At 58.1% G+C, this 23,674-nt stretch carries 23 protein-coding genes; 7 read left to right on the forward strand and 16 right to left on the reverse strand.

All coding sequences use genetic code 11. The annotated features are described in order from the left end of the window. Positions 1-88: 88 nt before the first annotated feature. The 12 genes from VEG30_12245 to trpC form a co-directional block, all read right to left on the reverse strand. Positions 89-1,471: an amino acid permease gene (locus VEG30_12245; protein ID HXZ80696.1), complete on the reverse strand. Its 1,383-nt coding sequence runs from the start codon at positions 1,469-1,471 to the stop codon at positions 89-91. Between the two features lie 436 nt (positions 1,472-1,907). Then, the gene (locus VEG30_12250) at positions 1,908-2,597 is read right to left on the reverse strand and encodes a CoA transferase subunit B (GenBank protein HXZ80697.1); all 690 of its coding nucleotides are present in this window, start codon (positions 2,595-2,597) and stop codon (positions 1,908-1,910) included. A 122-nt stretch (positions 2,598-2,719) separates the two neighbouring features. Further along, on the reverse strand, positions 2,720-3,001 hold the full coding sequence (locus VEG30_12255; protein ID HXZ80698.1) for a hypothetical protein: 282 nt from the start codon (positions 2,999-3,001) through the stop codon (positions 2,720-2,722). A 2-nt stretch (positions 3,002-3,003) separates the two neighbouring features. Then, on the reverse strand, positions 3,004-3,717 hold the full coding sequence (locus VEG30_12260; protein HXZ80699.1) for a CoA transferase subunit A: 714 nt from the start codon (positions 3,715-3,717) through the stop codon (positions 3,004-3,006). 115 nt (positions 3,718-3,832) lie between these two features. Further along, complete coding sequence (locus VEG30_12265) at positions 3,833-4,414, reverse strand: alpha/beta hydrolase (protein ID HXZ80700.1); 582 nt, start codon at positions 4,412-4,414, stop codon at positions 3,833-3,835. Positions 4,415-5,132: 718 nt separating this feature from the next. Next, positions 5,133-5,984, reverse strand: a complete 852-nt coding sequence (locus tag VEG30_12270) for a prephenate dehydrogenase/arogenate dehydrogenase family protein (protein HXZ80701.1) — start codon at positions 5,982-5,984, stop codon at positions 5,133-5,135. 29 nt (positions 5,985-6,013) lie between these two features. Next, positions 6,014-7,033, reverse strand: coding sequence for a 3-deoxy-7-phosphoheptulonate synthase (aroF, locus tag VEG30_12275; GenBank protein HXZ80702.1), 1,020 nt, complete (start codon positions 7,031-7,033; stop codon positions 6,014-6,016). 41 nt (positions 7,034-7,074) lie between these two features. After that, positions 7,075-7,386 carry a chorismate mutase gene (locus tag VEG30_12280; GenBank protein HXZ80703.1) on the reverse strand — a complete coding sequence of 104 codons (312 nt, stop codon included), beginning with the start codon at positions 7,384-7,386 and terminating at the stop codon, positions 7,075-7,077. 108 nt (positions 7,387-7,494) lie between these two features. Then, positions 7,495-8,292 carry a tryptophan synthase subunit alpha gene (gene trpA, locus VEG30_12285; protein ID HXZ80704.1) on the reverse strand — a complete coding sequence of 266 codons (798 nt, stop codon included), beginning with the start codon at positions 8,290-8,292 and terminating at the stop codon, positions 7,495-7,497. Between the two features lie 34 nt (positions 8,293-8,326). Continuing rightward, positions 8,327-9,529 (reverse strand): tryptophan synthase subunit beta, encoded by a 1,203-nt coding sequence (gene trpB, locus VEG30_12290; protein HXZ80705.1) that lies wholly within the window; start codon positions 9,527-9,529, stop codon positions 8,327-8,329. 2 nt (positions 9,530-9,531) lie between these two features. Continuing rightward, positions 9,532-10,203: a phosphoribosylanthranilate isomerase gene (locus VEG30_12295; GenBank protein ID HXZ80706.1), complete on the reverse strand. Its 672-nt coding sequence runs from the start codon at positions 10,201-10,203 to the stop codon at positions 9,532-9,534. A gap of 14 nt (positions 10,204-10,217) precedes the next feature. Beyond that, positions 10,218-11,036, reverse strand: a complete 819-nt coding sequence (trpC, locus tag VEG30_12300) for an indole-3-glycerol phosphate synthase TrpC (protein ID HXZ80707.1) — start codon at positions 11,034-11,036, stop codon at positions 10,218-10,220. A gap of 129 nt (positions 11,037-11,165) precedes the next feature. On the opposite strand from trpC, the gene VEG30_12305 reads away from it, so the two are divergent. The 7 genes from VEG30_12305 to VEG30_12335 all read left to right on the forward strand — a co-directional run bounded on the left by VEG30_12305 (position 11,166) and on the right by VEG30_12335 (position 15,937). Further along, positions 11,166-11,579, forward strand: a complete 414-nt coding sequence (locus VEG30_12305) for a DUF2127 domain-containing protein (GenBank protein HXZ80708.1) — start codon at positions 11,166-11,168, stop codon at positions 11,577-11,579. Positions 11,580-11,646: 67 nt separating this feature from the next. Continuing rightward, a complete protein-coding gene (locus tag VEG30_12310; protein ID HXZ80709.1) occupies positions 11,647-12,723 on the forward strand; it encodes a branched-chain amino acid aminotransferase in 1,077 nt (358 codons plus the stop codon). A 77-nt stretch (positions 12,724-12,800) separates the two neighbouring features. Then, positions 12,801-13,121, forward strand: a complete 321-nt coding sequence (locus VEG30_12315; protein ID HXZ80710.1) for a YciI-like protein — start codon at positions 12,801-12,803, stop codon at positions 13,119-13,121. Positions 13,122-13,144: 23 nt separating this feature from the next. After that, entirely contained in the window at positions 13,145-13,981 is an 837-nt protein-coding gene (locus tag VEG30_12320; GenBank protein ID HXZ80711.1) for a maleylpyruvate isomerase N-terminal domain-containing protein, read from the forward strand. A 190-nt stretch (positions 13,982-14,171) separates the two neighbouring features. Next, positions 14,172-14,543 (forward strand): metalloregulator ArsR/SmtB family transcription factor, encoded by a 372-nt coding sequence (locus VEG30_12325; protein ID HXZ80712.1) that lies wholly within the window; start codon positions 14,172-14,174, stop codon positions 14,541-14,543. Between the two features lie 8 nt (positions 14,544-14,551). Continuing rightward, the gene (locus tag VEG30_12330) at positions 14,552-15,373 is read left to right on the forward strand and encodes an arsenite methyltransferase (GenBank protein HXZ80713.1); all 822 of its coding nucleotides are present in this window, start codon (positions 14,552-14,554) and stop codon (positions 15,371-15,373) included. Positions 15,374-15,424: 51 nt separating this feature from the next. Continuing rightward, entirely contained in the window at positions 15,425-15,937 is a 513-nt protein-coding gene (locus tag VEG30_12335) for an arsenate reductase ArsC (protein ID HXZ80714.1), read from the forward strand. A gap of 68 nt (positions 15,938-16,005) precedes the next feature. Here the strand turns inward: VEG30_12335 and VEG30_12340 are convergent, their stop codons facing one another. The 4 genes from VEG30_12340 to VEG30_12355 all read right to left on the reverse strand — a co-directional run bounded on the left by VEG30_12340 (position 16,006) and on the right by VEG30_12355 (position 23,659). Next, a complete protein-coding gene (locus tag VEG30_12340) occupies positions 16,006-16,887 on the reverse strand; it encodes an SCO family protein (GenBank protein HXZ80715.1) in 882 nt (293 codons plus the stop codon). Between the two features lie 20 nt (positions 16,888-16,907). Next, the gene (locus VEG30_12345; GenBank protein HXZ80716.1) at positions 16,908-19,598 is read right to left on the reverse strand and encodes an FG-GAP-like repeat-containing protein; all 2,691 of its coding nucleotides are present in this window, start codon (positions 19,596-19,598) and stop codon (positions 16,908-16,910) included. 67 nt (positions 19,599-19,665) lie between these two features. Next, entirely contained in the window at positions 19,666-21,225 is a 1,560-nt protein-coding gene (locus VEG30_12350) for a tetratricopeptide repeat protein (GenBank protein ID HXZ80717.1), read from the reverse strand. Continuing rightward, positions 21,206-23,659 (reverse strand): tetratricopeptide repeat protein, encoded by a 2,454-nt coding sequence (locus tag VEG30_12355; protein ID HXZ80718.1) that lies wholly within the window; start codon positions 23,657-23,659, stop codon positions 21,206-21,208. The genes VEG30_12350 and VEG30_12355 overlap by 20 nt, the downstream gene beginning before the upstream one ends. Positions 23,660-23,674 lie beyond the last annotated feature (15 nt).

The raw sequence follows: 23,674 nt of genomic DNA on the forward strand, positions 1-23,674 counted from the left end.
TCAGTGTTCAAACCCATCCTAAGGGTGCCCCATTCAAGCGCAGCCTAGGCGGGGTATTTCTCTTCGCAGCCGGACTGCTAGACGCGCCTCATGGCTGTCGGCGTCGCCGGACCAGTAGATATCCGACGCTGAGGATAAGCAGTCCCGGCAGGCCGCTGACCACCGTTACTCGGGATTGCGGAGTCCACCAGGTGGAGGCGATCGCAATCACAATTCCCACGAACCCAATGATGGACATCGCAGCACCACCCGGCGCTCGCATGGGGAGCGCCGCGACCTGCGTACGCGGGAGCCGCCGGCGGAACGACACGTGCGCCAGCAGTGAGATGCACCACGCCAGCATGCCCCCAAATAGCGATCCCTCGATGATGTAGAGATAAGCGCGCTCTGGCGCGTATTGGGCTGCCAGCATGGCAACCAGAATTCCGATGCCGGATAGCAGCAGAGCCGCTCGCGGCTCACCCGCGGCGCTTAGCCTGCCCAGTTGTGGGGGAGCGTAGCCGCTTCTCGCTAGCGAAAAAAGCATTCTCGCGGCGACGTAGAGGCTGGCGTTGGCGCCGGACAGAGCCGCCGTGAGCACCACGAAATTCATCACTTGTGAAACCGCTGGAAGTCGAGCCACCTGGAAGACGGTCACAAACGGGCTTTGACTTACGCCAGCTTGTTGCCACGGCATCACACCGACCAACACCACGGTGGCGCCGACGTATACGAACGTCAGGAGAGCGAATGCCAACCTGGTAGCGCGCGGAATCTCCGACTGCGCGCGCGCCTCGCCCGAAGAGACCGCCAGAAATTCGATTCCGAGAAAGCTGAAAAGGGCAAACGAGATTGCTAACAGGGGTGAAGCCGGCCCATGAGGCAGGAACCCACCACCCTCAGCACGGTACTGCGGGGCCACCTTCCCAGTCAGCAGCAGGCTGGCGCCGAGCAGCACAAAAATCACGATCGTGATGACCTTGATCATCGAGAACCAGTACTCGATGCGGCCATAATCGTGCACCGGACGAAGATTGACTACGAGCAGACCGATGGCGAAGACCGCCACCATCAGGACGGTGGGAAGGGCTGGAAACCAGAAATGTGTGTAAGTGGCAGCCGCAACCAGCTCTGAGCCAATGGCAACGACCAGCGACAGCCAGTATCCATAACGCACGACAAATCCAGCCCAGTTGTTCAGGTAGAGATCGGCATACACTCCGAACGATCCCGCCGCCGGATGTACACTGGCCATCTCGCCTAGCGCGTTGATCACCGTCCAGGCGAGGAAGGCGCCGAGCGCGTAAGTTAGGATGACCGCCGGCCCCGCCATCTGAATAGCTGCGCCCGATCCCAGCAGCAGGCCGGTGCCAATCGAGCCGCCGACGGCCACCATCGCCATTTGCCCGGCGCTGAGTTGCCGCCGCAAGCCTGCTTCCTGCGTGCTAATAGCGCGCTCGGCAGTTGATTGGGCGTCTGCTGATTCCGACATTACAGATACAGGAAACCTCCGGTTCGATAGGCACAGGGTGGGATTGTAGCGTGAAAGGAGGCCGGGCTTGAGGTACAGAATAAGGACCGACCCAGGCTGCCATGGACGGGGCTGCTTAGATGCTTCGCTTCGCTCAGCATGACCCGCTTTGAGAAGACCATATCCCGCGCGGAACATCTCTAGGATGATTTTCCTCCTACAGTGCCTGGCAACACGTAGCGAAATGCACAGCGGCCTTTGGAATAGGCGGTCGGCACCCATTCCACAACACTTAGAGATGGCGAGAGATGTTCGACCTGAAATGGAATCGACCTGGTACGGACAGTCTGTTCCCATTCGTAGACGGGGCTGGATTCCTTGCTGATTACGTTCTTGGAGGCTGAGCTGCGCTTCACATTGGTGCCTGAACTGGCGATTTAATTCGGCCGCCGCGCTCTCAAATCTCCATAACTTTCAGATCAGGGCTTACGATCAGTCTGGGCTCAGTCGCACGTTGGACATCTTCTGACGTGATGCCCGGGGCTATCTCTTCCAGCACCAGACCCTCCCGTCTCACCCGGATGTAGGCCATTTCGGTGACGATCGTGTCCACCACCCTGGCGCCGGTCAATGGCAGAGTGCAGCTGCGAAGAATTTTCAGCTGGCCTTCGCGTGTGGTGTGCTCCATCGCTACTACTACACGTCGGGCGCCGGCCACCAGGTCCATAGCGCCGCCCATGCCCTTCACCATTTTGCCGGGGATCATCCAATTGGCAATATTGCCTTCCTCATCGACCTCCATTGCTCCCAGCACGCTCAGGTCGATGTGGCCGCCACGGATCATGGCGAACGAATCTGCGCTCGAGAAATATGCTGTACCGGGAATTTCGGTCACTGTCTCCTTGCCGGCATTAATCAAGTCGGGATCTTCCCGGCCCTCGATGGGATACGGCCCGACTCCAAGCATGCCGTTCTCGCTTTGCAGGACAACCTGCACGCCTTTGGGCACCATGTTGGCGACCAGTGTGGGCAGTCCGATGCCCAGGTTCACATAGAAGCCGTCCCGCAGTTCGCGAGCGATGCGCCCGGCAATGCGCTCACGCTTGACCATATCCAGAGTCTTAACCGGTTTCGAAACTGTACTCATCTAGCTTTGATCTCCCAGGCATTTCATAATTCCGGTAACTGCCCCACCCTAGACGAAAGCGGCTTGGATGGGGCACCCTCAGGGTCCTTCGCATATTCAGCATTCGCACGCAATACAAACCCTCACCAGGCAGCCTCGGTCCGCCGGAAGTCAGTTAGTGCCCGCTCCAACTCTTCATACGACGTCATCGGATTCGACTGCGATTCCTGCCGATACTGAAACGCCGTCGCCAGCAGCCCACCCCAATGGTCTCCAATGCCGCCCATGGCGTGATCGTAAGCGGGAGCCATCACTGCTAATTCGGATGCGAGATCGGACAGCGTGAGATTGCCTTCCTCGTACATACGAATGTACTTCAGCACGCTGGCACGAACTTCCTCAATCGTGCTGTCCGGCGCTGGCATGCTCATGCTCCAATGATAGGTCCGATCTTGCGCACTGTACGCCTCTCAATCCGCTTCTCCGACCGCGTCACCTGAAAAATCCGCTGCACGTAGATGCTGGGAGTGTGCACCTCGTCCGGAGAAATCTCTCCCACCTCGACCAGGTGCTCAACTTCGGCTATGGTGATCCTCGCAGCGGCCGCCATCATGGGATTGAAGTTGCGCGCCGTCTTGCGATAGACCAGATTGCCCCAGGTATCGCCTTTCCATGCGCGGATGAGCGCAAAATCCGCGGTTAGCGCTCGCTCCATCACGTAGTGGCGTCCATCGAACTCACGCGTCTCCTTGCCCTCGGCTACGATCGTTCCATAACCCGTAGGCGTGAAGAAGGCAGGGATGCCCGCGCCGCCGGCACGAATGCGCTCCGCCAGGGTCCCCTGCGGATTGAGCTCTAAATCCAGCTTCCCGGAGAGAACCATCTGCTCAAACATCTTGTTCTCACCCACGTAACTGCCGATGTGTTTGCGGATCTGCCCACTTTGCAGCATGACACCCAGGCCGAAATCATCCACTCCGGCGTTGTTGCTGATCGTGGTGAGATTGCGGACGCCTTTGCGGTGCAGGGCTTCGATCAGACTTTCTGGGATACCGCAAAGGCCGAAGCCCCCTACCATGAGGGTCGCTCCATCCTGGATATCGCATACCGCTTCGTCGGCATTGGCCACAACTTTATTCATAGACGCCGTCTCACAAATCGGTTTTGAAAGGGCACGGCTTCAGCCGTCCCGACGAGGCTCGGAAATATGAGGGCTTTAGCCCTTGGGGGAACACCCGGCTTACTCATTCGGTTCATTATGAGATAGCTTCTAGTCCCTTTGTCTTCGGCGCAGGCACATCGGGAGCCGCGAAGCCTCGCATCTCCGCCAACAAATGTTCTCCCAGCGGCCACGGACCAAACCCGGCATCGGCATTGATATGGCCCGCCGGACCAGCATTCACGAAACGGCTTCCCCATGCCTCCGCCAGCGACCGGCTGCGTTCCAGAGTGCTCCAGGGATCGTTTTCGCTGGCCACGAGCAGGCTGGGGAACGGCAAGCGTTGCCTCGGCACAGGCAAGAAGTCCGATTCGGCCCTTTCGCCCATATTCTCCAGATCGGGAGGCGCAACCAGCAACGCACCATGCAATTGTCGCGTGTACTGCTTGGCCCAGTGAGCGACGGTCAGGCAGCCCAGGCTGTGCGCGATCACGAGCGGCGCCGTTTTCGCCTCACTGATATGGAAATCGAGCCGCTTCACCCATTCCTCACAAATGGGGAAATCCCAGTTCTCCTGCTCGACGCGCCGAAAATTCGGATATTTGTTTTCCCAGAGAGATTGCCAGTGCCCAGGACCGGAGTTGTTCAGGCCGGGAACAATGAGGACAGGAGGCGCCATGGCGAACAGGAGATTGTATATCAGGCTGCTTTGGGCAATTGAGGGCTGCGGGAAGTACGAGGAAGTTGAATGGCGCAGTTGAGGCCGTGCCGCTTGGCGTCAATTGACCCCGCTGACTTCGTAGAGCTGTCCTGCATCCACCTTCATCCTCTTGAACTCTGAGCCCCTGTATGCGTCCACGAGGCATGCGAGCGTACCACGCGTCGTCAGTCGACACCGATAAGTCTCAGGGCCCTCGTCGGCCCCAAAATCGACTGGAAATTCCACACTCCCCTTATGATCCGGCCTCATCATCACCTTCTGGGGATACGTCATTCCTATTGCGTGCAACTCGACCGAGTACCCGACTGCGACCAGCACGAATTCGAATTTGCTCGCCCGCTTGACGCCTGAACAATTCAGACTGTTTTGAGATGAGGGATCGTTATATACCTCGCCGATTTCCACCCAAGTTCCCGTAATTTGTGAAGCCAGAGGAAGTCGCCCTTGCTCAAAAGAGCTTGCCAATTCCTGATGGAACTGCGGTTGACCGCGACAAGGCGCTTTTCTGAGGAATGGAGTTTCGGGGTATTTCTTCCGATGATGTCTCGCTTGAAAGAGAACTCTGTGACTGAGCCCCGCTCACCCTCAACGCAAGCAACGGAGCATTGGTTGGAAGGAGAAGGAGCAGGAGAAGTGTCAACCTGAGCGATGGAATCATGGCGACTAACTCCTTGCCTCACTCCCTCCGAAATCGGTTCCCCCGCTCGAACTCTTCCCGCAACTCAGCGCTGCGCAGGTTCTCGCGGATGTGCGCCAGCCGCTGCTCCAGCCGCAACAGCGCCTGCTGGATATGTTCTGTGTTCGTAAGCGCGATGTCGCGCCACATCGAATATGGGCTCTGTGCGATGCGCGTCATCTCGCGTAACGCGCGCCCTCCGATAGCGCTAGCTTCGGGATAATCACCGAGCACTTCAAGCAATGTAGACGCGAGCCCCGTCGAGACCATCTGCGGCAGATGGCTCAGCCAGGCACAGAGCTCATCGTGTCGTGCCGCATCAAGCAGCAGCAAGCGCGCACCTGTGCCCTCGATTAGGCTGGCATACTCGCCGCAAATCCCACTCCGAATTTCCTGCCCTTCAAAGGGAGCAAATATCCAGACCGCGTCCTGGAAAAGAGCTGCGTCTGCGACCTCCACGCCGCTGTGCTCCTTGCCTGCCATGGGATGACCAGCAAGGAATCTGTTCTTAACCTCACTGCCAAAAACATCACGCGCCCGCGCCACAATCTCCGCTTTCGTGCTGCCCACATCGCTTAGCAAGGTCGACCGCGGCAGAAGCGGGCCGATCTTCTCGATCAGATCAATAATGCTGCCCACCGGCGTCGCCAGAACCACCACATCGCTGCCCCGAACAGCAGCCCCAGCGTTCGTTTCTCCCGCATCAATCATTCCTCGCACTTTCGCCTGCTCCAGCACCGCCTCGCGATCGCAGCCCACGATTCGTCCGCGGAAGCCGCACTTTTTGAGTGCCAGTGCCAGCGAGCCTCCGATGAGGCCGGTACCAATAATCGTGATTTGCTGGATCGCCAAGATTGCAATTGCGACTGTCTTCTGATCCGCTATGCGATGCTGCGCCCCACAGCCGCCGCGATCATGCGCAACTCTCCCATCAACTTCTCGAATTGCTCCGGAAACAGCGACTGCGGCCCATCGGAGAGCGCCTTCTCAGGATTATGGTGAACTTCAATCAGCAAGGCGTCGGCTCCAGCAGCTACCGCTGCGCGCGCCATCGGCGCCACTTTGTCGCGCCGCCCGGTGCCGTGCGAAGGATCCGCCGTGATCGGCAAGTGCGACAGCTTCTTGGAAATCGGGATGGCAGATATATCCATGGTGTTGCGCGTGTAAGTCTCAAAGGTGCGAATGCCGCGCTCACACAGGATCACGTCATAATTGCCACCTGCCATGATGTACTCGGCGGAAAGCAGCATCTCCTCGATAGTAGCGGCGATTCCTCGTTTCAGCAGCACCGGCTTCCGAACTTTACCGAGTTCCCGCAGCAGATTGAAGTTCTGCATGTTGCGGGCGCCCACCTGAAGAATATCGACGTAGGGCATCATCAGCGCGATCTGTGATATCTCCATCACTTCGCTGATTATCAGCAGCCCGAAATTGTCGGCCACCTCCCGCAGCAGCTTGAGACCCTCTTCTCCAAGACCCTGGAACGAGTAGGGCGACGAGCGCGGCTTGAAGGCCCCGCCCCGCAATACCCGGGCCCCGGCCTTCGCTACCAACTCCGCGGTGGTGAACAGCTGTTCGCGCGACTCCACCGAGCAAGGCCCGGCCATCACCACGACTTTTTCCCCGCCGATGGCGAGCCCGTTTCGCAGCTTGACCTGTGTCCCCTCCGGCCGGAAATTTCGCGCCACCAATTTGTACGGCGCGGATATTCGGTGAACCTGCTGCACGCCGTCGAGAACTTCGATTTCTCGAACGTCGAAATCGATCAGCTTGCCCACCGCACCCAGCACCGTCTGCTGTGCCCCGGTGCTGCGATGCACCTCGAATCCCATGCCCACCAGGTGCTCGATGATGCGCTGGATCTGCTCTTCCGACGACCCGGGTTGCATGGCAACGATCATATTGGTTCAGTTCCTCGAATGTTGAGGCAGCCAAGTCGCTCTCAATCGTTGGTCTCGGCTTCGATTTCCGTGTCCCCGCCCCCTGGAGCGGTGACATCGTCTCTCTGAAATTTGCGCATCACGTCCATCAGGCGTTCAAAAATCCGAAGCAGATCGGGGTTCGGCAGCGGCCCTTTGTTCGCACTGGCAACGTTGTCAAACACTTCCTTCTCCCGGTCCGGCTCATAGATTGGCAGATTCGTATTCTGCTTCAGCTTGCCGATTTCCCGCGCGGCGCGCGCGCGTTCGCCGATCAGCTCTACCAGCTGCAAATCGATCTCGTCGATTCTCTTGCGCCAGTCCGCGATATCCATGACGGTCGGGTTACCTAGCTTTTAGCACTACCGATTTAGACGGCACAACATAATTGATAACGAATCCGCCCTCTACTTGTGGGGACGCAAGCACTTCGATTCGCGCCCCTAACGCACCGCAGAAATCACCCGTGAATCCCCGGCACCCGCTCGCAGCTCGCGAATAAATCCCGCCACCGCTTCCGCCGCTTTGGTCCCAGAACCGGCGGCTTCCATCACCTGCACGATTCCGCTGCCGACCACCGCGGCGTCCGCGAACTCGCCAACTTCGGCGAATTGCTGCGGGTTGGAAATGCCGAAGCCTACCGCTATAGGCAAATTCGTATAACGACGCAGCCGTTCGACCAAACGGCGAGCATCGCCAGCCAACTCCTGGCGCGTTCCGGTCACCCCGGTTCGGGAGACTGCATACACAAATCCCGACGCCACCTCAGCAATGGCGCGCAGCCGCTCATCCGTGCTCGTGGGCGCTGCGAGGAAGACGGTGTGCAATTCCCTAGCCCGCATTGTGCGCAAATATTCGTCAGCTTCCTCGACCGGAAGATCGGTGACCAGCGCGCCATCGACGCCAGCTCGCGCGGCCTCCCCAGCAAAACGGTCCTGCCCGTAGCACAGGATGGGATTGAAATAGGAAAACACAATCAATCCCGCGTTGGATTGCCGGCGAAGGCGCTGCGCTAGCTTCAACACATCCGCGAGCGACGTTCCGCGGCGCAAGGCGCGCTCGCTGGCTCGCTGGATCACCGGTCCATCCGCCACCGGATCGCTGAAGGGCACACCCAGCTCGACCACATCCGCGCCCGCGGCGATCGCCGCCAGTGCTACCTCCTGCGAAGTCTCCAAATCGGGGTCTCCGCAAGTCAAATACGCCACCAGTCCCGGTTTGCGATGAAATTCCAGCGCCATGCCCCTCAACCCAGACCAAAGCAGCAACAGCCATCTAGAAGCGGATGTTTTCGCGCAAAATCCCTATGTCTTTATCCCCGCGTCCGGAGACATTCACGATGATGATTTCGTATGGCTTCATGTTCGGGGCGCGCCGGACACATTCGGCTACGGCGTGGGCTGACTCGAGCGCCGGAATGATACCTTCGGTGCGCGCCAGCAGCTTGCAGGCCTCGAGCGCCTCGCTATCGGATGCCGATACGTATTCCGCGCGGCCCATGTCTCGTAGCCATCCATGCTCGGGGCCGATGGCCGGATAGTCCAAGCCTGCCGAAACCGAGTGCGTATTCGCGATCTGTCCGGCTTCATCCTGCAGCACGTAGGAATAAGTCCCTTGCAGAACGCCGGGCGAGCCGCCCTGAAACCGCGCGGCGTGCTGGCCGAGTTCGCTGCTTCGCCCGCCGGCTTCCACCCCCACGAGCCCGACCTGTGTCTGCGGAATGAATTCGTGAAAGATGCCGATGGCGTTCGAGCCGCCGCCGACACAGGCGAGGATCATGTCCGGCAGCCGTCCTTCTGCCTTGGTAATCTGCCAGCGTGTTTCCCTTCCGATTACGCGATGGAAGTCGCGCACCATGGTGGGATAAGGATGTGCCCCCAACACGCTGCCCAGCAGGTAATGCGTGGTTCGCACATTCGTCACCCAGTCGCGCATGGCCTCGTTGATAGCGTCTTTCAACGTGCGTGAGCCCGATTCCACGCCGCGGACTTCGGCTCCCAGCAATCGCATACGGAAGACATTCAACTCCTGGCGCCGCATGTCCTCCGTACCCATGTAGACCACGCAGTCAAAGCCAAATAGTGCGCATACCGTTGCTGTTGCCACTCCGTGCTGACCGGCGCCGGTTTCGGCAATCACACGATGCTTGCCCATCCGCTTGACCAGCAGCGCCTGTCCCAGGCAATTGTTGATTTTGTGCGCGCCAGTGTGCAGCAGGTCTTCGCGCTTCAGATAGATTTTGGCGCCTCCAAGTTTTTCCGTGAGCCGCTCCGCAAAAAACAGCGGCGTAGGCCGTCCCGCGAATTGCCGCAGAAGCAAATCCAGTTCACGCTGGAACTCCGGATCTTGCCTGGCTTGCTCGTAGGCGCGTTCCAACTCTTCCAGGGCAGCAACCAGAGTCTCAGGCACATATCGGCCTCCGTACGGACCGAAGCGCCCTGGCTTTGCGCTGACGGATTGGCTCGGGGTTGCCGGCATCATTAATTTCCTGTTGCTCGGCCGCGGGCTGCCGACACAAAAGCACGCACCTTCGCGGGGTCTTTCTTGCCGGGGCTGCTTTCGACACCGGAAGCGATATCTACGCCATACGGCGCCAGCAGGCGAATCGCCTCATCTACATTATCCGGACGAAGCCCGCCGGCAACGATCACTGGTAGCACGCATTGCATCGCTTCGACCAGAGGCACGGCGGATTCCCAATCAAATTTCTTACCTGCCCCACCCCACTTTCCTTCTTGCCCGCAATCCAACAGCAGCGCGTCCGGCTTGGCATCTCCGTCAGGCCATCTGAACCCGACCTGCAGTCCAGCTTCGAACTTCTCGGGAAGATGGATCACACGATAGAGCTTCGGCTTCTGGCCTTTCGTCGTGTGCATAGAGTTAATCTCCGCCAATAGCGGTTCAGGCTCCTCCCCGCTGAGTTGGATAGAGGTCAAGCCGGTGCCTTTCATGATGGTGCGGATGCGTTCCGCTCTCTCATTCACGAATACTCCCACCTTCTCCAGGGTATCGGGCAGTTGCTGCACGATTTCGCGGACCTGCTCCGGGGTTACACGACGCGGGCTTGCCGCAAACACGAACCCCACTGCATCCGCGCCAGCTTCGACCGCCAGCCGCGCGTCTTCGAGGTTCGTAGTTCCGCAAATCTTCACCCAGGTCATCACGCTTAGTGCACCACCACCTTGCGTGCAGCACGCTTGGTTTCCCGTAACAGGTTCGCGAGCTCCTGCCCGGGACGGTCAGCCGCCATCAGGGATTCGCCAATGAGAAACGCCTGATAACCTGCCGCCTGAAGTGTGAGCAGGTCATTGGCGCTGTGAATGCCGCTTTCTGCCACGCGCAACACTCGCTCTGGCAGCTTCGTACCGAGTCGCAGGGCTGCATTCAGATCGACCGTAAAGGTTCGCAAATCCCGGCTGTTAACACCCAATATTTCAAATCCATTGTCCAGCGCAATTGTTAACTCGCGTTCATCATGGATTTCGCAGAGCACATCTAATCCCAGACTTCGAGCCTGCGCTCCCAGATGGCCTAGCTGCTCCAGCGTCAACGCCGCTATGATCAGCAAGATCGCATCCGCGTGATTGGCCCGGGCTTCCAGAATCTGAAATTCGTCGACGATAAAATCCTTGCGCAGGCATGGCAGTGGCATCGCCGCAGAGGCTTCCCGCAGGTAGTCAAGGGAACCCTGAAAAAACTGCTCCTCCGTCAGCACAGAGAGTGCAGACGCACCGCTCTCGAACAGCTCGCTGGCAAGTCCCGCAGCATGGAAACTGGCCCGTATCATGCCGCGCGACGGTGAAGCCTTCTTCAACTCCGCAATCACGGCTGGACCGGCCGCAGCCGCGGTCCGCAAGGCTTTCGCGAAACCTCGCGGCGTATGGTTGGCCGCGTCGCGCTCCAGTGCCTTGAGGTCGGTATTCTTCGTAGCCTCGGCTACACGCGCGCGAACGGCGCTAACGATCTCGTCTAAAGAGACGGGCATGGCTCGGAATCCCCTGATTATACGGGGCTGCGCGTTGCTCTGCACGATGGAGAAACTGAATGTTGCATGTTTCGAGCTGCTGCCATTAGCATGCGGAAGCCATTGCGTTGCTTCGCGGAGGAAGAGCCCATGCCTCGTCCGGCTGGCGTAACGCTGCTTGCCATTATCAATTGGATGTTCGCCTGCGGTCTCGTCATTCTCGCCCTGGGTTTTTTTGTTGGCTTCCGATTTCTTGGAGCGATTGGCGCCATGGGAATGCCCGCCGAACTCTTTACCGCTATCGGCACTTTTGCCGGAATCCTTTTTCTCTTCTTTGCTGCTGTGGAAGCTTTTGTCGGCTATGGACTCTGGAACCTGCAGGAGTGGGCGCGAGTCGTTGAGATCGTACTGTTTGCTATCCATCTTTTGTTTTCGATTCCGCGATTGCTGTTTCCGCACATGGCGGTATTTCTGCTGCCCCGCCTGGTCCGCATGGCTATCGACGGATTGGTGATCTGGTATCTGATGCAGCCGCAAGTGCGCGCTGCTTTTGCCCCTCGCTAGAGCCTTTTCCCAGCGCGCCTTGAGGTTCTGCAATTACACTAGAGAAATTCCCACACGAGGTTTTCCGATGCCTGGCAAAGACGCGATTGCGGCTCGCATTCGTGTTGAATGCGTAACCAACTCCGGGGTCAAGGAAGTCGACTTCACGAATATCCCCTTCGGCAGCGTATTCAGCGACCACATGTTTACCGCTGAGTATCAGGACGGTCGCTGGAGCGAAGGTATCATTCGACCCTTTGGTCCGATCCCGCTCTCTCCCACCTCTAGCTCGCTGCACTATGGGATCTCGGTTTTCGAAGGCATGAAGGCGCACAAGTCGGCTGATGGCCATCCACTTCTGTTTCGTCCGCGTGACAATGCACGGCGTTTCCAGGGCTCGGCAGCTCGGCTAGCGATGGCTCAGGTGCCGGAGGACTTGTTCCTAGATGGCCTTCACGAGTTGATCCGCCTGGATCAGGCATGGATTCCTCCAGCCGATAAGGGTGCTCTGTACATCCGGCCAGTTCTCTTTTCCAGTGACCCCTCGCTCCGAGTAAAACCGGCCGATAAATACCAGTTCATCATTTTCACCTCTCCTTTCGGGGCGTATTTCTCCGTGCCAGTGGACGTGTTGGTGAGCGAACACTACGTCCGGGCCTTTCCGGGAGGCACCGGGGACGTGAAGCCGGCCGGGAACTACGCTGCCGCGCTCCTGGCCGATCAGGAAGCTCGCGAAGCCGGATGCCACGCCGTTTTGTGGCTGGACGCGCAGGAGCATCGCTTCGTGGAAGAATGCGGCGTTATGAATGTGTTCTTCCTCGTGGGCGAAGAAGTCATAACGCCACCCCTGACCGGCACGATCCTCCCTGGCATCACTCGCGATAGCGTGATTACGCTCCTGCGTGATATGGGAATTCCCGTCCGGGAAGAGCGGATCTCGATCGATGAACTGCTGGAGTCTCACGAACAGGGCTGTCTTCGCGAATGCTTCGGGACAGGAACCGCCGCTACCGTCTCGCACGTAGGCCGAATTCGATATCGCGGAAACACTCTCCTGCTGCCGCCGGTCGAAGAACGCAAAATCGGGCCAGCGGTGCGGCAAAAACTGGTCAGCATTATGACTGGGCGCGAGCCTGATCCGCACGCTTGGGTTGAAGCCATCTGAGCGAACCGATTATCGCCATACCCGAACTCAGAACCCGAAGTCCAAACTCAGAGCGAACAGGAGAAAAACGACTCCAAATGCACTACCTCTTATTTTACGAAGTGGCTGACGATTACGTTTCCCGGCGGGCACAGTTCCGGGCAGCTCACCTTGAAAAGGCATGGAAATCGAGTGAGCGGGGCGAACTGGTGCTGGGCGGTGCGCTGGCCAATCCCGTGGATGGCGCTGTTCTGTTGTTCCGGGGCGACTCGCCCGAAGTCGCGGAGAGCTTCGCCAGAGCTGACCCTTATGTTACCAGCGGAGCGGTAAAGCGCTGGTACGTCCGCGAATGGACAACTGTCGTGGGCGCAGGAGCCGCAGACCCGATTAAACCGAAAACAGGAATCACAACAGGCTAAGCCGTGTCCGCTACAATGCCGCCATGCAGAGGCAACCGCCGCCCATCCTAACTGCACACCTTTTTTCACCACTCGAAGCCAAGCTGCTGGAGCTGCTCCGTTCGCTCTCGCCGGAGGAGTGGGCGACGCAGACGGTCTCGCCAAGGTGGAAGGTGAAAGATGTGGCCGCGCACTTGCTGGACACCGCTCTACGCAAGCTATCTCTGGTGCGCGATGGCTGGGGCGCAACGACTCCTGATATCCGTTCCGCTGCTGATCTTGCTGCGTTCGTGAACGAGATGAATCGCAAGGGCGTCAGCTTCTTTGGCCGTCTCAGTCCGGCCGTCTTGGTCAGTCTGATGGAGGTAGCATCGCGCGAAAGCAGCCGCTATCACGAGTCCCTGGATCCGATGGGGCCCGCCAGATTCGCTGTGAGCTGGGCGGGCGAGAGTGAATCGCTTAACTGGTTCGACACGGCTCGCGAGTTCACCGAGCGCTGGCACCATCAGCAACAGATTCGATTGGCTGTGGGAAGGCCTGGCATTATGGTTCGCCAGTATTACCATCCGGTGCTCGACTGCTTCATGCGCGCTCTGCCTTTCGCCTACCGTGCCATTCCTGCCAGAACAGGTTCCCTAGCACAGTTCAATGTCTCGGGAGACTGCGGGGGGAGCTGGTTTCTGTATCGCAAAGAAGCTGGCTGGCGCCTGCTTCGCTCGCCTGAAGGCGACACGATATCCGAGACCACGATCCCGCAGGAAATCGCCTGGCGCATCTTTACCAACGGTATCGATCGCGAATCCGCAACGGCACAAGTACAAATCAGGGGTGATCGAGTGGTTGGCGGGCACGTCCTCGACATGATTGCGATTGTGGCGTGAGGAAACCGATTCACGCACATTGAGTGCCACACGGTCCTTTGCTGCACAGCCTGGCGGTTTGTCCCTCGCGGCTCGGTCGCCGCTCGTGATGACAACCAGAGGGCTGCGATCGCTCAGCTTGCCTGTCCTACCAAAGGCTACCTCCCCTTCAGCCCTTGACACCTAACCATGTTTCTGCAAATATGGAAATATGTCGAGTGCAGCTACTAAGAGCTCGGTCAACGCCAAAGACAGCCAGCACGTTGCCCGCTATGCCGATATGTTCTCCGCCATGGGACAGGAGCCCAGGTTGCGCATCATGCAGCTACTGCTTTCTGCGCATCCCGAAGGATTGGTGGTCGGTGAGCTCCTGGCGGAACTGGATATCCCTAATTCCACTCTTTCTCATCATCTGGATAAGCTGCGCAATGAGGATCTCGTACAAGTGCGCCGCGAAGGCACATTCCTGCGCTACACCGCGAATACCGCGGCGCTGCAGGAGCTGCTGCAGTTTCTCTACGCGGAGTGCTGCACGCGCAACCGGGCCCTAAAGCCGCGCGATATCGTGCAAATCTGCCGTTAGGAGACGAAATGGAAACCAACATTAAAGAGATCGTGAAAGAGAAGTACGGTCAGGCAGCCCTTCGAGTTAAAAGCGGTGGAAGCTCTTGCTGCGGTGCCACGGCTGCTACGGATTCTTGTTGCGATCCCATCACCTCAAATCTGTATGGCGTGTCGCAAATTCAGCAGATACCGGAAGAAGCTTTGCTGGCTTCGCTGGGATGCGGCAATCCCACCGCCCTGGCTGAATTGAAACCCGGAGAGGTGGTGCTCGATCTGGGCTCCGGTGGCGGAATTGACGTGTTGCTGTCGGCCAGGAGGGTGGGACCGACCGGAAGCGCCTACGGGCTCGACATGACGGACGAGATGCTTGCACTGGCCAACGAGAACAAACGCAATGCAGGCATGACCAACGTCGAGTTCCTCAAAGGCGAGATCGAAAACATCCCCCTGCCGGACAACTCAGTGGACGTCATTATTTCCAATTGCGTGATCAATCTTTCCGCGAACAAGGACCGCGTGTTAAGCGAGGCCTTCCGCGTGCTCAAGCCGGGAGGACGTTTTGCAGTTTCGGACGTGGTTACGCGGGGAGAGATCAATGAAGAAGTGCGTCGGAGTGTGCTGCTCTGGGTGGGATGTGTCGCAGGCGCGCTGAGTGAAGATGAATATCGCGAGAAGCTGAGGTTTGCCGGATTCGACCAGGTTTCAATTGACCCGACGCGTGTTTATCACGTGGAGGATGCGCGCGAATTCCTTGCCGCAGCCAATGTGGACGTGGACGCCATCGCGCCCCAAGTGGATGGCAAGTTCATGAGCGCGTTCGTGCGAGCGACGAAACCGACAGCCCGTTAAACCGACAGCCCTCTACTGTCCCTGGTAATCTCGGGCCGAAAGGAAATTGATATGCGAGGACGCTACAACGTGTTGTTTCTGTGCACGGGCAATTCCGCGCGCTCGGTCATGGCCGAAGCCATCCTGAATTTCAAAGGCCAGCCCAACTTCACTGCCTACAGCGCAGGCAGTCATCCCACGGGGATGGTGCGGAAGGAAGCGCTGCAACAACTCCAGATCGTTCGCATACCGGCAAGAGATCTGCACAGCAAGTCCTGGGACGAATTTGCTCAGCCCGGCTCCCCAAAGCTGGATTTCGTGTTTACGGTCTGCGACAACGCGGCTAATGAAGTCTGCCCGGTGTGGCCAGGGCAGCCGCTGACGGCGCACTGGGGAGTTCCCGATCCTGCTGCCGTGCGCGGCTCGCCGGGGCAGATCGAGCACGCGTTCCGCGAAGCATATCTCATCCTCGACCGCAGGATCAGCCTGTTTCTATGTCTACCGCTAGACAGCCTGGACAAGCTTGCGATCAAGAAAGAGATCGACAAGATTGGCGAAACCATGGCGCCGGTCCCGCAAGAGTAGCCCTCCCTCTCATTTGAGGAAAGCGGATTCGACTTCCGGAAGTGACCGCGGATCGATTCTCACAAGCGTCATTTAGACGTTTCGAGAACGGCTCCGACGAGATCACCGAGTTGCTGTGGAGTGAACTCGTTTCCTTCGAGATTGGCAACAAGGTTCCGGTCACGACCGATCACCGCCGTATGCAGGGAATGCACAAAGAGCCCCTCGTCCTGGACGAAATTCACGCCGAATAGATCGCAGACGCGTTGTACCTCGGCAGCAGGGCCAGTCAGAAACCGCCAGTTATCGGGATCCGCCTTCCAGATCCCCGCATACTCGCTCAAAATTTCCGGTTGGTCGTGCACCGGATCAAAGGTCACCGTCAATAGGATTAGTTCCCGGCCCATTAGATCCTTATATCGTTTTTGCAAGGCTCCAAAATTGTTCGACAGCCGATAGCAGTAATCGGGCAGTGCGCAGCGCGTATACACGAAATTCAGTGCGACAACTTTCCCCGCGAAATCGCTTAGACGAACCCGCCGCTTGTTTTGATCAGTCAACACAAAATCAGGTACCGCCTGGCCGACCGAGAGTGCAGGCGAACCCGGTCCCCCCAGCGCCTCATCAAGCGTCTTGAGCCTGCGCGACTTCGAGGGCTCACGTTCAGCGCTCGTATATCCCACTATGCGGACGTCTTCCGCATGAGAAGCCTCTTTTGTGACAACTAGCGTGAACTGTATTTGTGCACCGCTGGCAAGACCGTCCAGAGACTTGGGATCGGCAACCTTGAACGACATGACCATCGCGTCCATGTAGCCGGGGATTTCCTGACAGGAAACCAGCATCTTCTGGTGCGCACGATCTACGCGGAGGACCAGTCCCCTTACGAGATAACGTTGTTGTCCGTACGAAGCTGCTGGACTTAGCAAAAGTTGAACTACCAGAGCCAGCAGGAGCAATCCCCGATTCATAGAATTCTCAACACCCGATTCTATTTCTTTTCCGCCCTCTTCGTCGGAGTCCCCTCAGAAGCCGGCGCCGACTTTGCGCCCAGGTGGAAGGCTGCCCGTTCGAGGCGAGTGAAATCCTTGGCACCCTCTCGGATTTCGAGAAACTGATTCTTGTGCACGTCGTTAAAAACTTGATGAGTTTGGCTGGCCGGCCACCAGATCTCCAAATTCACAATGCGAGCATCCTTGCCCAAACCGATGTGCTGTTGTAGCGGTGATGCACCAAACGATCCCCCGCTGCCAACTGTGCGATAGATGGAGCGCTGCGCCTGGCGCTGATTCTGGACCGTCACCTTGATGCGAGCTCCAACTGCCGCGCGATTACTCTTCACGCCGACCAGTTTCAGCGTAATCCAGTCATTTCCATTCCCGGGATTTTCGAATAGCCGGATTGCGTGGCGGTCCCCCGGCACCGCGCCGCCGATTTCGGCCACTATGTCTTCATCGCCGTCATTATCCAGATCGGCAAACGCAACGCCGTGTCCCTTGTGTAACTCGCCCGTACCAGAAGAGGCCGTGACATCCATGAACTTCTTGCCGCCCTGATTGTGAAACAAAACATTGGGCAGGATATCTCCGTAAGGCGGGGTCCCCGTCCCCAGGTAGAAATCGAGAAATCCATCATTGTCGATATCACCAAAATTCGAACCCATGGGATTGAACACTCGATTTAACCCCACTTCCGCGGTCACATCTCGGAATGTCCCATTGTGCTCATTGTGATAGAGCTTGAGCGTTTCCACGTTATGCGGAAGTCCAAGTAGGCTGCGTAGATTCTCTTCCGGAGACATGTAGTAGCTGGTTACGAAAAGGTCGGGCCACCCATCGTTGTCATAATCGAAAAACCACGTAGCAAAGCTCATCCAGGGCTGCTGCTGCACACCTGCCTGTGCCGCCACTTCGGTGAAGCTGCGGTCGTGATTGTTGTGGTAAAGGAACTTATTTCCTCCCAGATTCGAGACGTAGAAGTCCATGTATCCGTCGTTATCGTAGTCGGCTGCAATTACGCCCTTGGTGAACGCCACCCGGTCGACTCCAGCCGAATGCGAAATATCTTCAAAGGTACCATCTCCCTTGTTGCGATAAAGCCGGCTGGGCCCCTGCTCGTTTCCAATGAATAGGTCCAGAAATCCGTCGTTGTCTATATCTGCCCACACGGCGGTTTGCGATGCCATCGGCTCCGCCAGCCCGGCTTCGCGAGTGACATCCGTGAACGTGCCATCGCAGTTGTTGCGCAGCAGCGAAGGGCGCATGGGAAACTGCCAACCGCCACGCAGAACCAAGATGTCCATGCAGCCATCATTGTTGTAATCTGCCTGGATGATGTTCAGACCGCCTAACTGATCGCCCAGTCCAGCTTGCAGCGCACGGTCTGTAAATGTTCCGTCCCCGTTGTTATGAAAAAAGTGAAGCGGCTCACAAGGATCGAAGCTTGAGGTAACCACATCGAGCAGGCCATCATTATCAAAGTCGTCGACGATCACGCCACCCGCTTCGGAGAATGAATTGAGGCCTGCAGACGGCGCAATATCGGTAAAGCGAACCACGTTCTCCTCCGACTCGAATACGGATGGTGCGATCAGGTAGTTCGCTGGAACTCCCTCGGGATATTTTCCCAATGTCATGTATGCCAGGTTCAGCAGCCACCGCACTTCCTGAGCATCCGGTTTCTGCTCCAGATATTTCGAAAAGTACTCAACTGCTTTTTCGGAATCTGCTTTTTGCGTAAATACAAACGGCTTGACTGGCGGGAACAGACACCGATCGCCGGGTTGGCGATAGACATTATTTTCCATCTCGGACTTATGCATATACGCAGTTCCGAGAACTTCCAGCATCTCCGGCACCATCTCGGGAGCCTGCGCCTGCGCTAGCTTATACGCCTCAAGCCAATGTTGGATCGCGGGATCCATTTCTCCCTGATACGCCAGGAGTTGCGCTAAAACAAAGTGCACCTGTCCTACCTGCTCTGGCTTGGTCGAGACATAGCTATCCGGATCATTCGGATCCAGGAGTTGTTCTAAGTGGCCCACGGCCCGCCTCAGCGAGTACTGCCTCATCTGGCAGATTGATCGCAAGTCACGATCCCAGCCGGGAGGCTTCGGCATGTGCCGGAACGCAATCTCGACTTCCACGGCTCCGGAGACATCAGGGGGATATGCAATTTTGCCGCGCCCGGCGAGCGCAAGCGTGGCGGTCGGCATCATGCCTTGGCCGCTGCCGGAGGGGAGACTCGCTCCCGTTGTGGGAGGCACATTCGGCGTCGAACGTTGCGAATTGTTACCGCTCGGGGCCCCCGAAAAAGTTCTTAGGATTGCGTAACCAGTCGGGATTTTTACCGGGCCGGCGAATTTTCCGGGACCGACAGCTCGTAAAGCCTCCTGCAACTCGTAGCGCAGAGTGCTCAGGTCAACCCGTCCCAGAGATCCACCCGCATCGGAGCTTGCGTCAATTGATTTCTCCCGCGCCAGTGTCGCAAAATCTTCTCCGCTACGCAGACGCTGCAGTATTCCCTCCGCTTCGGTCTGCGAACTCACTACAATAATTTCCAACTCAGATGACGCCGGCAGAGTCTGCTGATTTTGAGCCCCCACTACCGAAGTCAAGCCGAACAGCAAAAGCAAGAAGAGCGTGCGATTCCAAAGCAAGCCCTGCCAAGCCGATTGTCGCAAGCTTCGGATTCCGCCTACTTCCATTTGCCTGTGCCTTCTACAATCCACGCTAACCAAGCTTCTGTGCTCACGGTGGCGTCAGCTGTTTCCTTGCATTCTTGGCGGCCTGGTGTTCGGCTTCTTGAAGTTCGCGGTAACGCTCCATGTGGAGCTGGGCCTCTTGGGAGCGTCCCAATTTGCTGAGGGCCAGGCCGATCTCGTATTCGGTCTTGGCGAAACTCGGATCAGCCGCAGCCGAACGCTGGAGTACGCTGAGCGCCTTCTCCAGTTCGCCCGACTCCAGATACAAGGTGCCCAGGCTGAACAGCGCTTTGGCGTGCGCAGGCCGTATTTCGACGGCGCGCTCCTGATGCTGGACGGCTTGCCGCGTGTTGCCCTCCTTGGCGTAAACCAATCCCAGCTCATATTCGGCTTCGGCGAGGCTCGGATCCAATTGCAGCGCGCGCTCTAGGGCGTTTCGTGCCTCTGGATAACGCAGTTGGCTCAGGTAGGAAATCCCTAGTCCCAGGTATGCTTTCGGCTCATTGGGTCGCACCCTGACATAGTCTTCCAGAAGCTGGGTCGCAGCGCGGTACTCTTCCTGCTGCAGCATCACGGCGGCGGCCAGATACTTATCATCAGGATTCTGCGGGCTTTTCTTGATGAGATCGGAAGCAGCTTCCTTGGCAATCAGGTTGCGGCCCGTGGCCATTGCCTCCACTACCACGTGACGAAGCACGGGCAGCGAGTCAGGATCCAGAGCGCGTGCCCGCTGCAGGGCGGCTAAAGATTCGTCATGCTTATTTTGAGCGGCGTAGGTTTCTGCCATCGCGAGCAGGCTTGGAATTGTCTTGGGATCGAGTGCAAGTGACTGGCGATAAGCCGCCAGCGCGGGTCCGAATTCCTGCTTAGCTTTCAGTGCTTCCCCTTTCAGATAGTAGAAGCGAGCTGGAAGACGCCTGGATGCCGGCGCCGCCAGGTTGAGTGCTTTCAGCGCATCATCGGGCCGATGAGCAGCGAGAAAGACGTCAGCCAGGTCCATGGCTATAGGGGGAGAGTTTCTGGCCCGATCGATCAGGGCTGCTGCTTCTGAGGCGCGACCCACACCAAGTAAGCTGGCGGCCTTGACTGGAACCGCGGAGCCGGGGAGGCGGTCGCGAGGAATGGCTTCGATCGTGGAAAGCGCATCGGCAAAATTGCCTCTGCCCAGATAAAGCCGGGCGAGTTCCACTCTCAGATCCGGATCTTGGGGAGCGAGCTTCTCTGCCTGCTTGTACTGCTCGACGGCCTCGTCCAGCTTGTCTTGTGCGAGCAGCGCACTGCCCAGATAGCGGTATGCAAGCAGCGATTTGGGATCAAGCTCCAGCACGCGCTTGAACAGCGACTCGGCCTCGGCATAGCGCTGCTGGCGCCCGCGTATAATGCCTAGCAGCGTCAGAGCGTCAGTCTGGCTGGGGTTAGAGGAGAGCATGGACCAGACCGACTTTTCGGCCTGAGAAAGATCGTTTCGTTCTAAGGCGGTCCGTGCTGCAGCCAACTGAGGGTTACTAGCGGATTGCTGTGCCGCGACAGACAGGTCGAGAAAAAGGAGAAGAATCGCGAGCAAAGCCTTGCAGCACTGGCCGATGTTAGTTTGTTTGCGGGACATCGCGCCCTCGATGGCGATTCTTGAGGGCCTGATAGAGCTTGATTTCACGCTCGGCATCTTCGCTGCGAGCATCGCGCCGGTAGGCCATCGCCAACTGATAATGGATGTAGTCGCTGTCGGGACTGAGCCTGCTTCCCGTCTCTAGGCTGGAGATCGCCGACTTAGCATCCCCCCGCTCCAGTTGCAGCTTGCCTAATTCGTAATAGGCGTCAGCATATTTCGGATCCTGGCGAATAACTTCCTGGAGAAGGACGGCTGCCTCGTCCTTTTTCTGATCCTGAACCAGCGCAAAGGCCAGGTGGTACTTGGTGCTGGCATCACGAGGATTGAGCTTGAGCGCGGTTCGCAATTCCTGCACAGCCTCGGCGGGGTTTCCCTGGCGTATCAAAGCCAGCCCAGCCAAAAAATGCGTTTGTGCCTGGTTGGGATCGAGGGCAATTGAGCGGTGATATTCCGCCAAGGCATTGTCATCTTCTCTCTGATCGGCAAATGCTTGCCCGAGCAGGGAGTGAATCTCCGCCGAGTCGGGATTGGCTTGGGCAATGGTCTTCAGGCGACGGATTCCTTCCGCGTACTCGCCCGTCTTCACCAGCGAAAACGCGTAAGCGTAGGCTAGGCCGGGATCGTCCGCGACCTGGGTCTCTACGGGTTTCAGCGTCTCCAGTACCTTGGGATAGCTCTGCACCATAAAGAAGCAGAGGCCCAGCACGCTGCGGATCCGCAGGTCGTCGGGATGACCCGCCAGTTGCCGACTCAAGGGAGCAATCGCCTGATCGTACTGCTTGGCGTAGAACGCGGCCATGCCCCAATTTCGGTCGAGGGCGTTGAGAGAGGGATTCCATTCTCCCGCTTTGCGGAAATATTCCAGCGCCTCGGCGTATTGCTTCTGCCCGGCCAATAACACACCCAGATTGTTATAGGAGTCCGCGATCGCCGGCCCGATCTGCTCTATGAAAGCTTTGGCCTGCTTCTGCTCTTCCGGCGATGCGGACGCAGCTGCGCCGGCGGAGGCAGCGCCTTTCTTTGCCGGGGAGAAGCTGGCTACATCAGTAAGCTTCTTGGTGTTCGCACCGGCTGGAGTATTTCCGCTGGCAGAATTGGTTACAGAATCGGGACGATTCAAGCGGTTACGAAGCTCTTTGGAGAGCCCCAGTTCCTTTTGGCCTTCGGCCTGGCGCCCCGTGCGCAAGAGAATACGTCCCAGCACGTAGTGTGCGCGGTTGATCTGGTATTCGTTGCGAGAGACGTCTGTGGTTAGAGCAATAGCCTTGCGCATAATAGCTTCGGCCTCGCTGTCGCGGCCTGCATCCTCGTAAAGCTTTCCAAGGTAAATTAGAGGATCGGGATTCTGCGGGTCGAGAGCCGCAGCACGCAGCAGTTCGGCTTCCGCCGTCTTCGAATCGCGCTGTTTGATCGCGATATAGCCGAGCAGATAGTGAGAGCGGGCATCATTGGGATTGAGTTTTACCTCGGCTTGCAAGGCGGGAACAGCCTCGGGAAAGCCTGCTTCTCCATCACGCATGAGGTGGGCAAGGGCGAGAAAGTAATGCGCCTGCGGCGCCTTGGGATCGATGGCAACTGCCTTTTTGAACTCCAGAATGGCATTGTCGAGCGCTTCCCACTCGCCTTCCCCGTAGGCGCGACCGAACATAATGTGCAGTGGAGCTGTGTCCCCCAGACCGGTCTGCATGTCGTCGAACAGCAGCCGCGTGTGGGTCATATCGTTCAGCTTGATATAGGTGATCCCCAACAGATAGCCCACATCGAAGGTCGGGGTAGCAACAACGGCAGTTTCCAGGTGCTGCCGTGCGCCCTGGTAATTCCCCTGGTCGAACAGGACACTGCCCAGAACAGCATGAGCTTTGGCGTCATCGGGAGAAGCTTGGAGGATTTTCTCCAGCTGCGATTGCGCTTCGCTGAGCTTGCCCTGCTGGGCCAGCATGGAAGCGAAGTCGAGACGGATGGCAGAGGAATCGGGTGCCAGCCGCAACGCCTCTTCGAACAGCGGCTGCGCCTTGTCCGATTGGTTCAGATGCAGGTATGCGTTGGCAGAGGCCCGAAGCGCATCCACGAGGAAGGCGCGAAATTCGGCGGCGGCATGCTCCTGATCGCCACTGAGCTGAAAGGTCCTGGCGGCGTCGTAGTGTTGTTGCAGGCGCTCCTGCGCCGAAGGCTCAGGTTTCGTGGGCGCGGAAGGCTTGTTCGGCGATGCTGTCTTGCGGCTTGGGCTCGATTTCGCGCCCGGGGTTCTTGGTGTCTGGGTCTGCGCGACGACCGTGCTTAAAAGGAGCGAGGCTGCGAGAGCAGCGCCAGCGCAGGCGCCGAAACGTTCGTGGATGCGGGAAAAGAGTGCAGTCGACGAATCCTGCTTACAGACCCTGGTCACCGGAAAAGCATACCCGAAAAACAGAAAAGGGTGAGACCCGACGCGCATCAAGTCTCACCCTCG

Source organism: Terriglobales bacterium (assembly GCA_035624455.1).
In the GTDB taxonomy this organism is placed as follows: Bacteria; Acidobacteriota; Terriglobia; order Terriglobales; family Acidobacteriaceae; genus DASPRM01.

Bases quoted from the DNA above. Each gene is read 5' to 3' on its own strand.
- VEG30_12335 (HXZ80714.1), top strand. From the start codon at position 15,425: ATGCGAGGACGCTACAACGTGTTGTTTCTGTGCACGGGCAATTCCGCG.
- trpB (HXZ80705.1), bottom strand. From the start codon at position 9,529: ATGCCGGCAACCCCGAGCCAATCCGTCAGCGCAAAGCCAGGGCGCTTC.
- VEG30_12305 (HXZ80708.1), top strand. From the start codon at position 11,166: ATGCCTCGTCCGGCTGGCGTAACGCTGCTTGCCATTATCAATTGGATG.
- trpA (HXZ80704.1), bottom strand. From the start codon at position 8,292: ATGGCGCTGGAATTTCATCGCAAACCGGGACTGGTGGCGTATTTGACT.
- VEG30_12280 (HXZ80703.1), bottom strand. From the start codon at position 7,386: ATGGATATCGCGGACTGGCGCAAGAGAATCGACGAGATCGATTTGCAG.
- VEG30_12315 (HXZ80710.1), top strand. From the start codon at position 12,801: ATGCACTACCTCTTATTTTACGAAGTGGCTGACGATTACGTTTCCCGG.
- VEG30_12340 (HXZ80715.1), bottom strand. From the start codon at position 16,887: ATGAATCGGGGATTGCTCCTGCTGGCTCTGGTAGTTCAACTTTTGCTA.
- VEG30_12255 (HXZ80698.1), bottom strand. From the start codon at position 3,001: ATGCCAGCGCCGGACAGCACGATTGAGGAAGTTCGTGCCAGCGTGCTG.
- VEG30_12260 (HXZ80699.1), bottom strand. From the start codon at position 3,717: ATGAATAAAGTTGTGGCCAATGCCGACGAAGCGGTATGCGATATCCAG.
- VEG30_12325 (HXZ80712.1), top strand. From the start codon at position 14,172: ATGTCGAGTGCAGCTACTAAGAGCTCGGTCAACGCCAAAGACAGCCAG.
- VEG30_12350 (HXZ80717.1), bottom strand. From the start codon at position 21,225: ATGTCCCGCAAACAAACTAACATCGGCCAGTGCTGCAAGGCTTTGCTC.
- aroF (HXZ80702.1), bottom strand. From the start codon at position 7,033: ATGATCGTTGCCATGCAACCCGGGTCGTCGGAAGAGCAGATCCAGCGC.
- VEG30_12320 (HXZ80711.1), top strand. From the start codon at position 13,145: ATGCAGAGGCAACCGCCGCCCATCCTAACTGCACACCTTTTTTCACCA.
- VEG30_12245 (HXZ80696.1), bottom strand. From the start codon at position 1,471: ATGTCGGAATCAGCAGACGCCCAATCAACTGCCGAGCGCGCTATTAGC.
- VEG30_12330 (HXZ80713.1), top strand. From the start codon at position 14,552: ATGGAAACCAACATTAAAGAGATCGTGAAAGAGAAGTACGGTCAGGCA.
- VEG30_12250 (HXZ80697.1), bottom strand. From the start codon at position 2,597: ATGAGTACAGTTTCGAAACCGGTTAAGACTCTGGATATGGTCAAGCGT.
- trpC (HXZ80707.1), bottom strand. From the start codon at position 11,036: ATGCCCGTCTCTTTAGACGAGATCGTTAGCGCCGTTCGCGCGCGTGTA.
- VEG30_12355 (HXZ80718.1), bottom strand. From the start codon at position 23,659: ATGCGCGTCGGGTCTCACCCTTTTCTGTTTTTCGGGTATGCTTTTCCG.
- VEG30_12310 (HXZ80709.1), top strand. From the start codon at position 11,647: ATGCCTGGCAAAGACGCGATTGCGGCTCGCATTCGTGTTGAATGCGTA.
- VEG30_12265 (HXZ80700.1), bottom strand. From the start codon at position 4,414: ATGGCGCCTCCTGTCCTCATTGTTCCCGGCCTGAACAACTCCGGTCCT.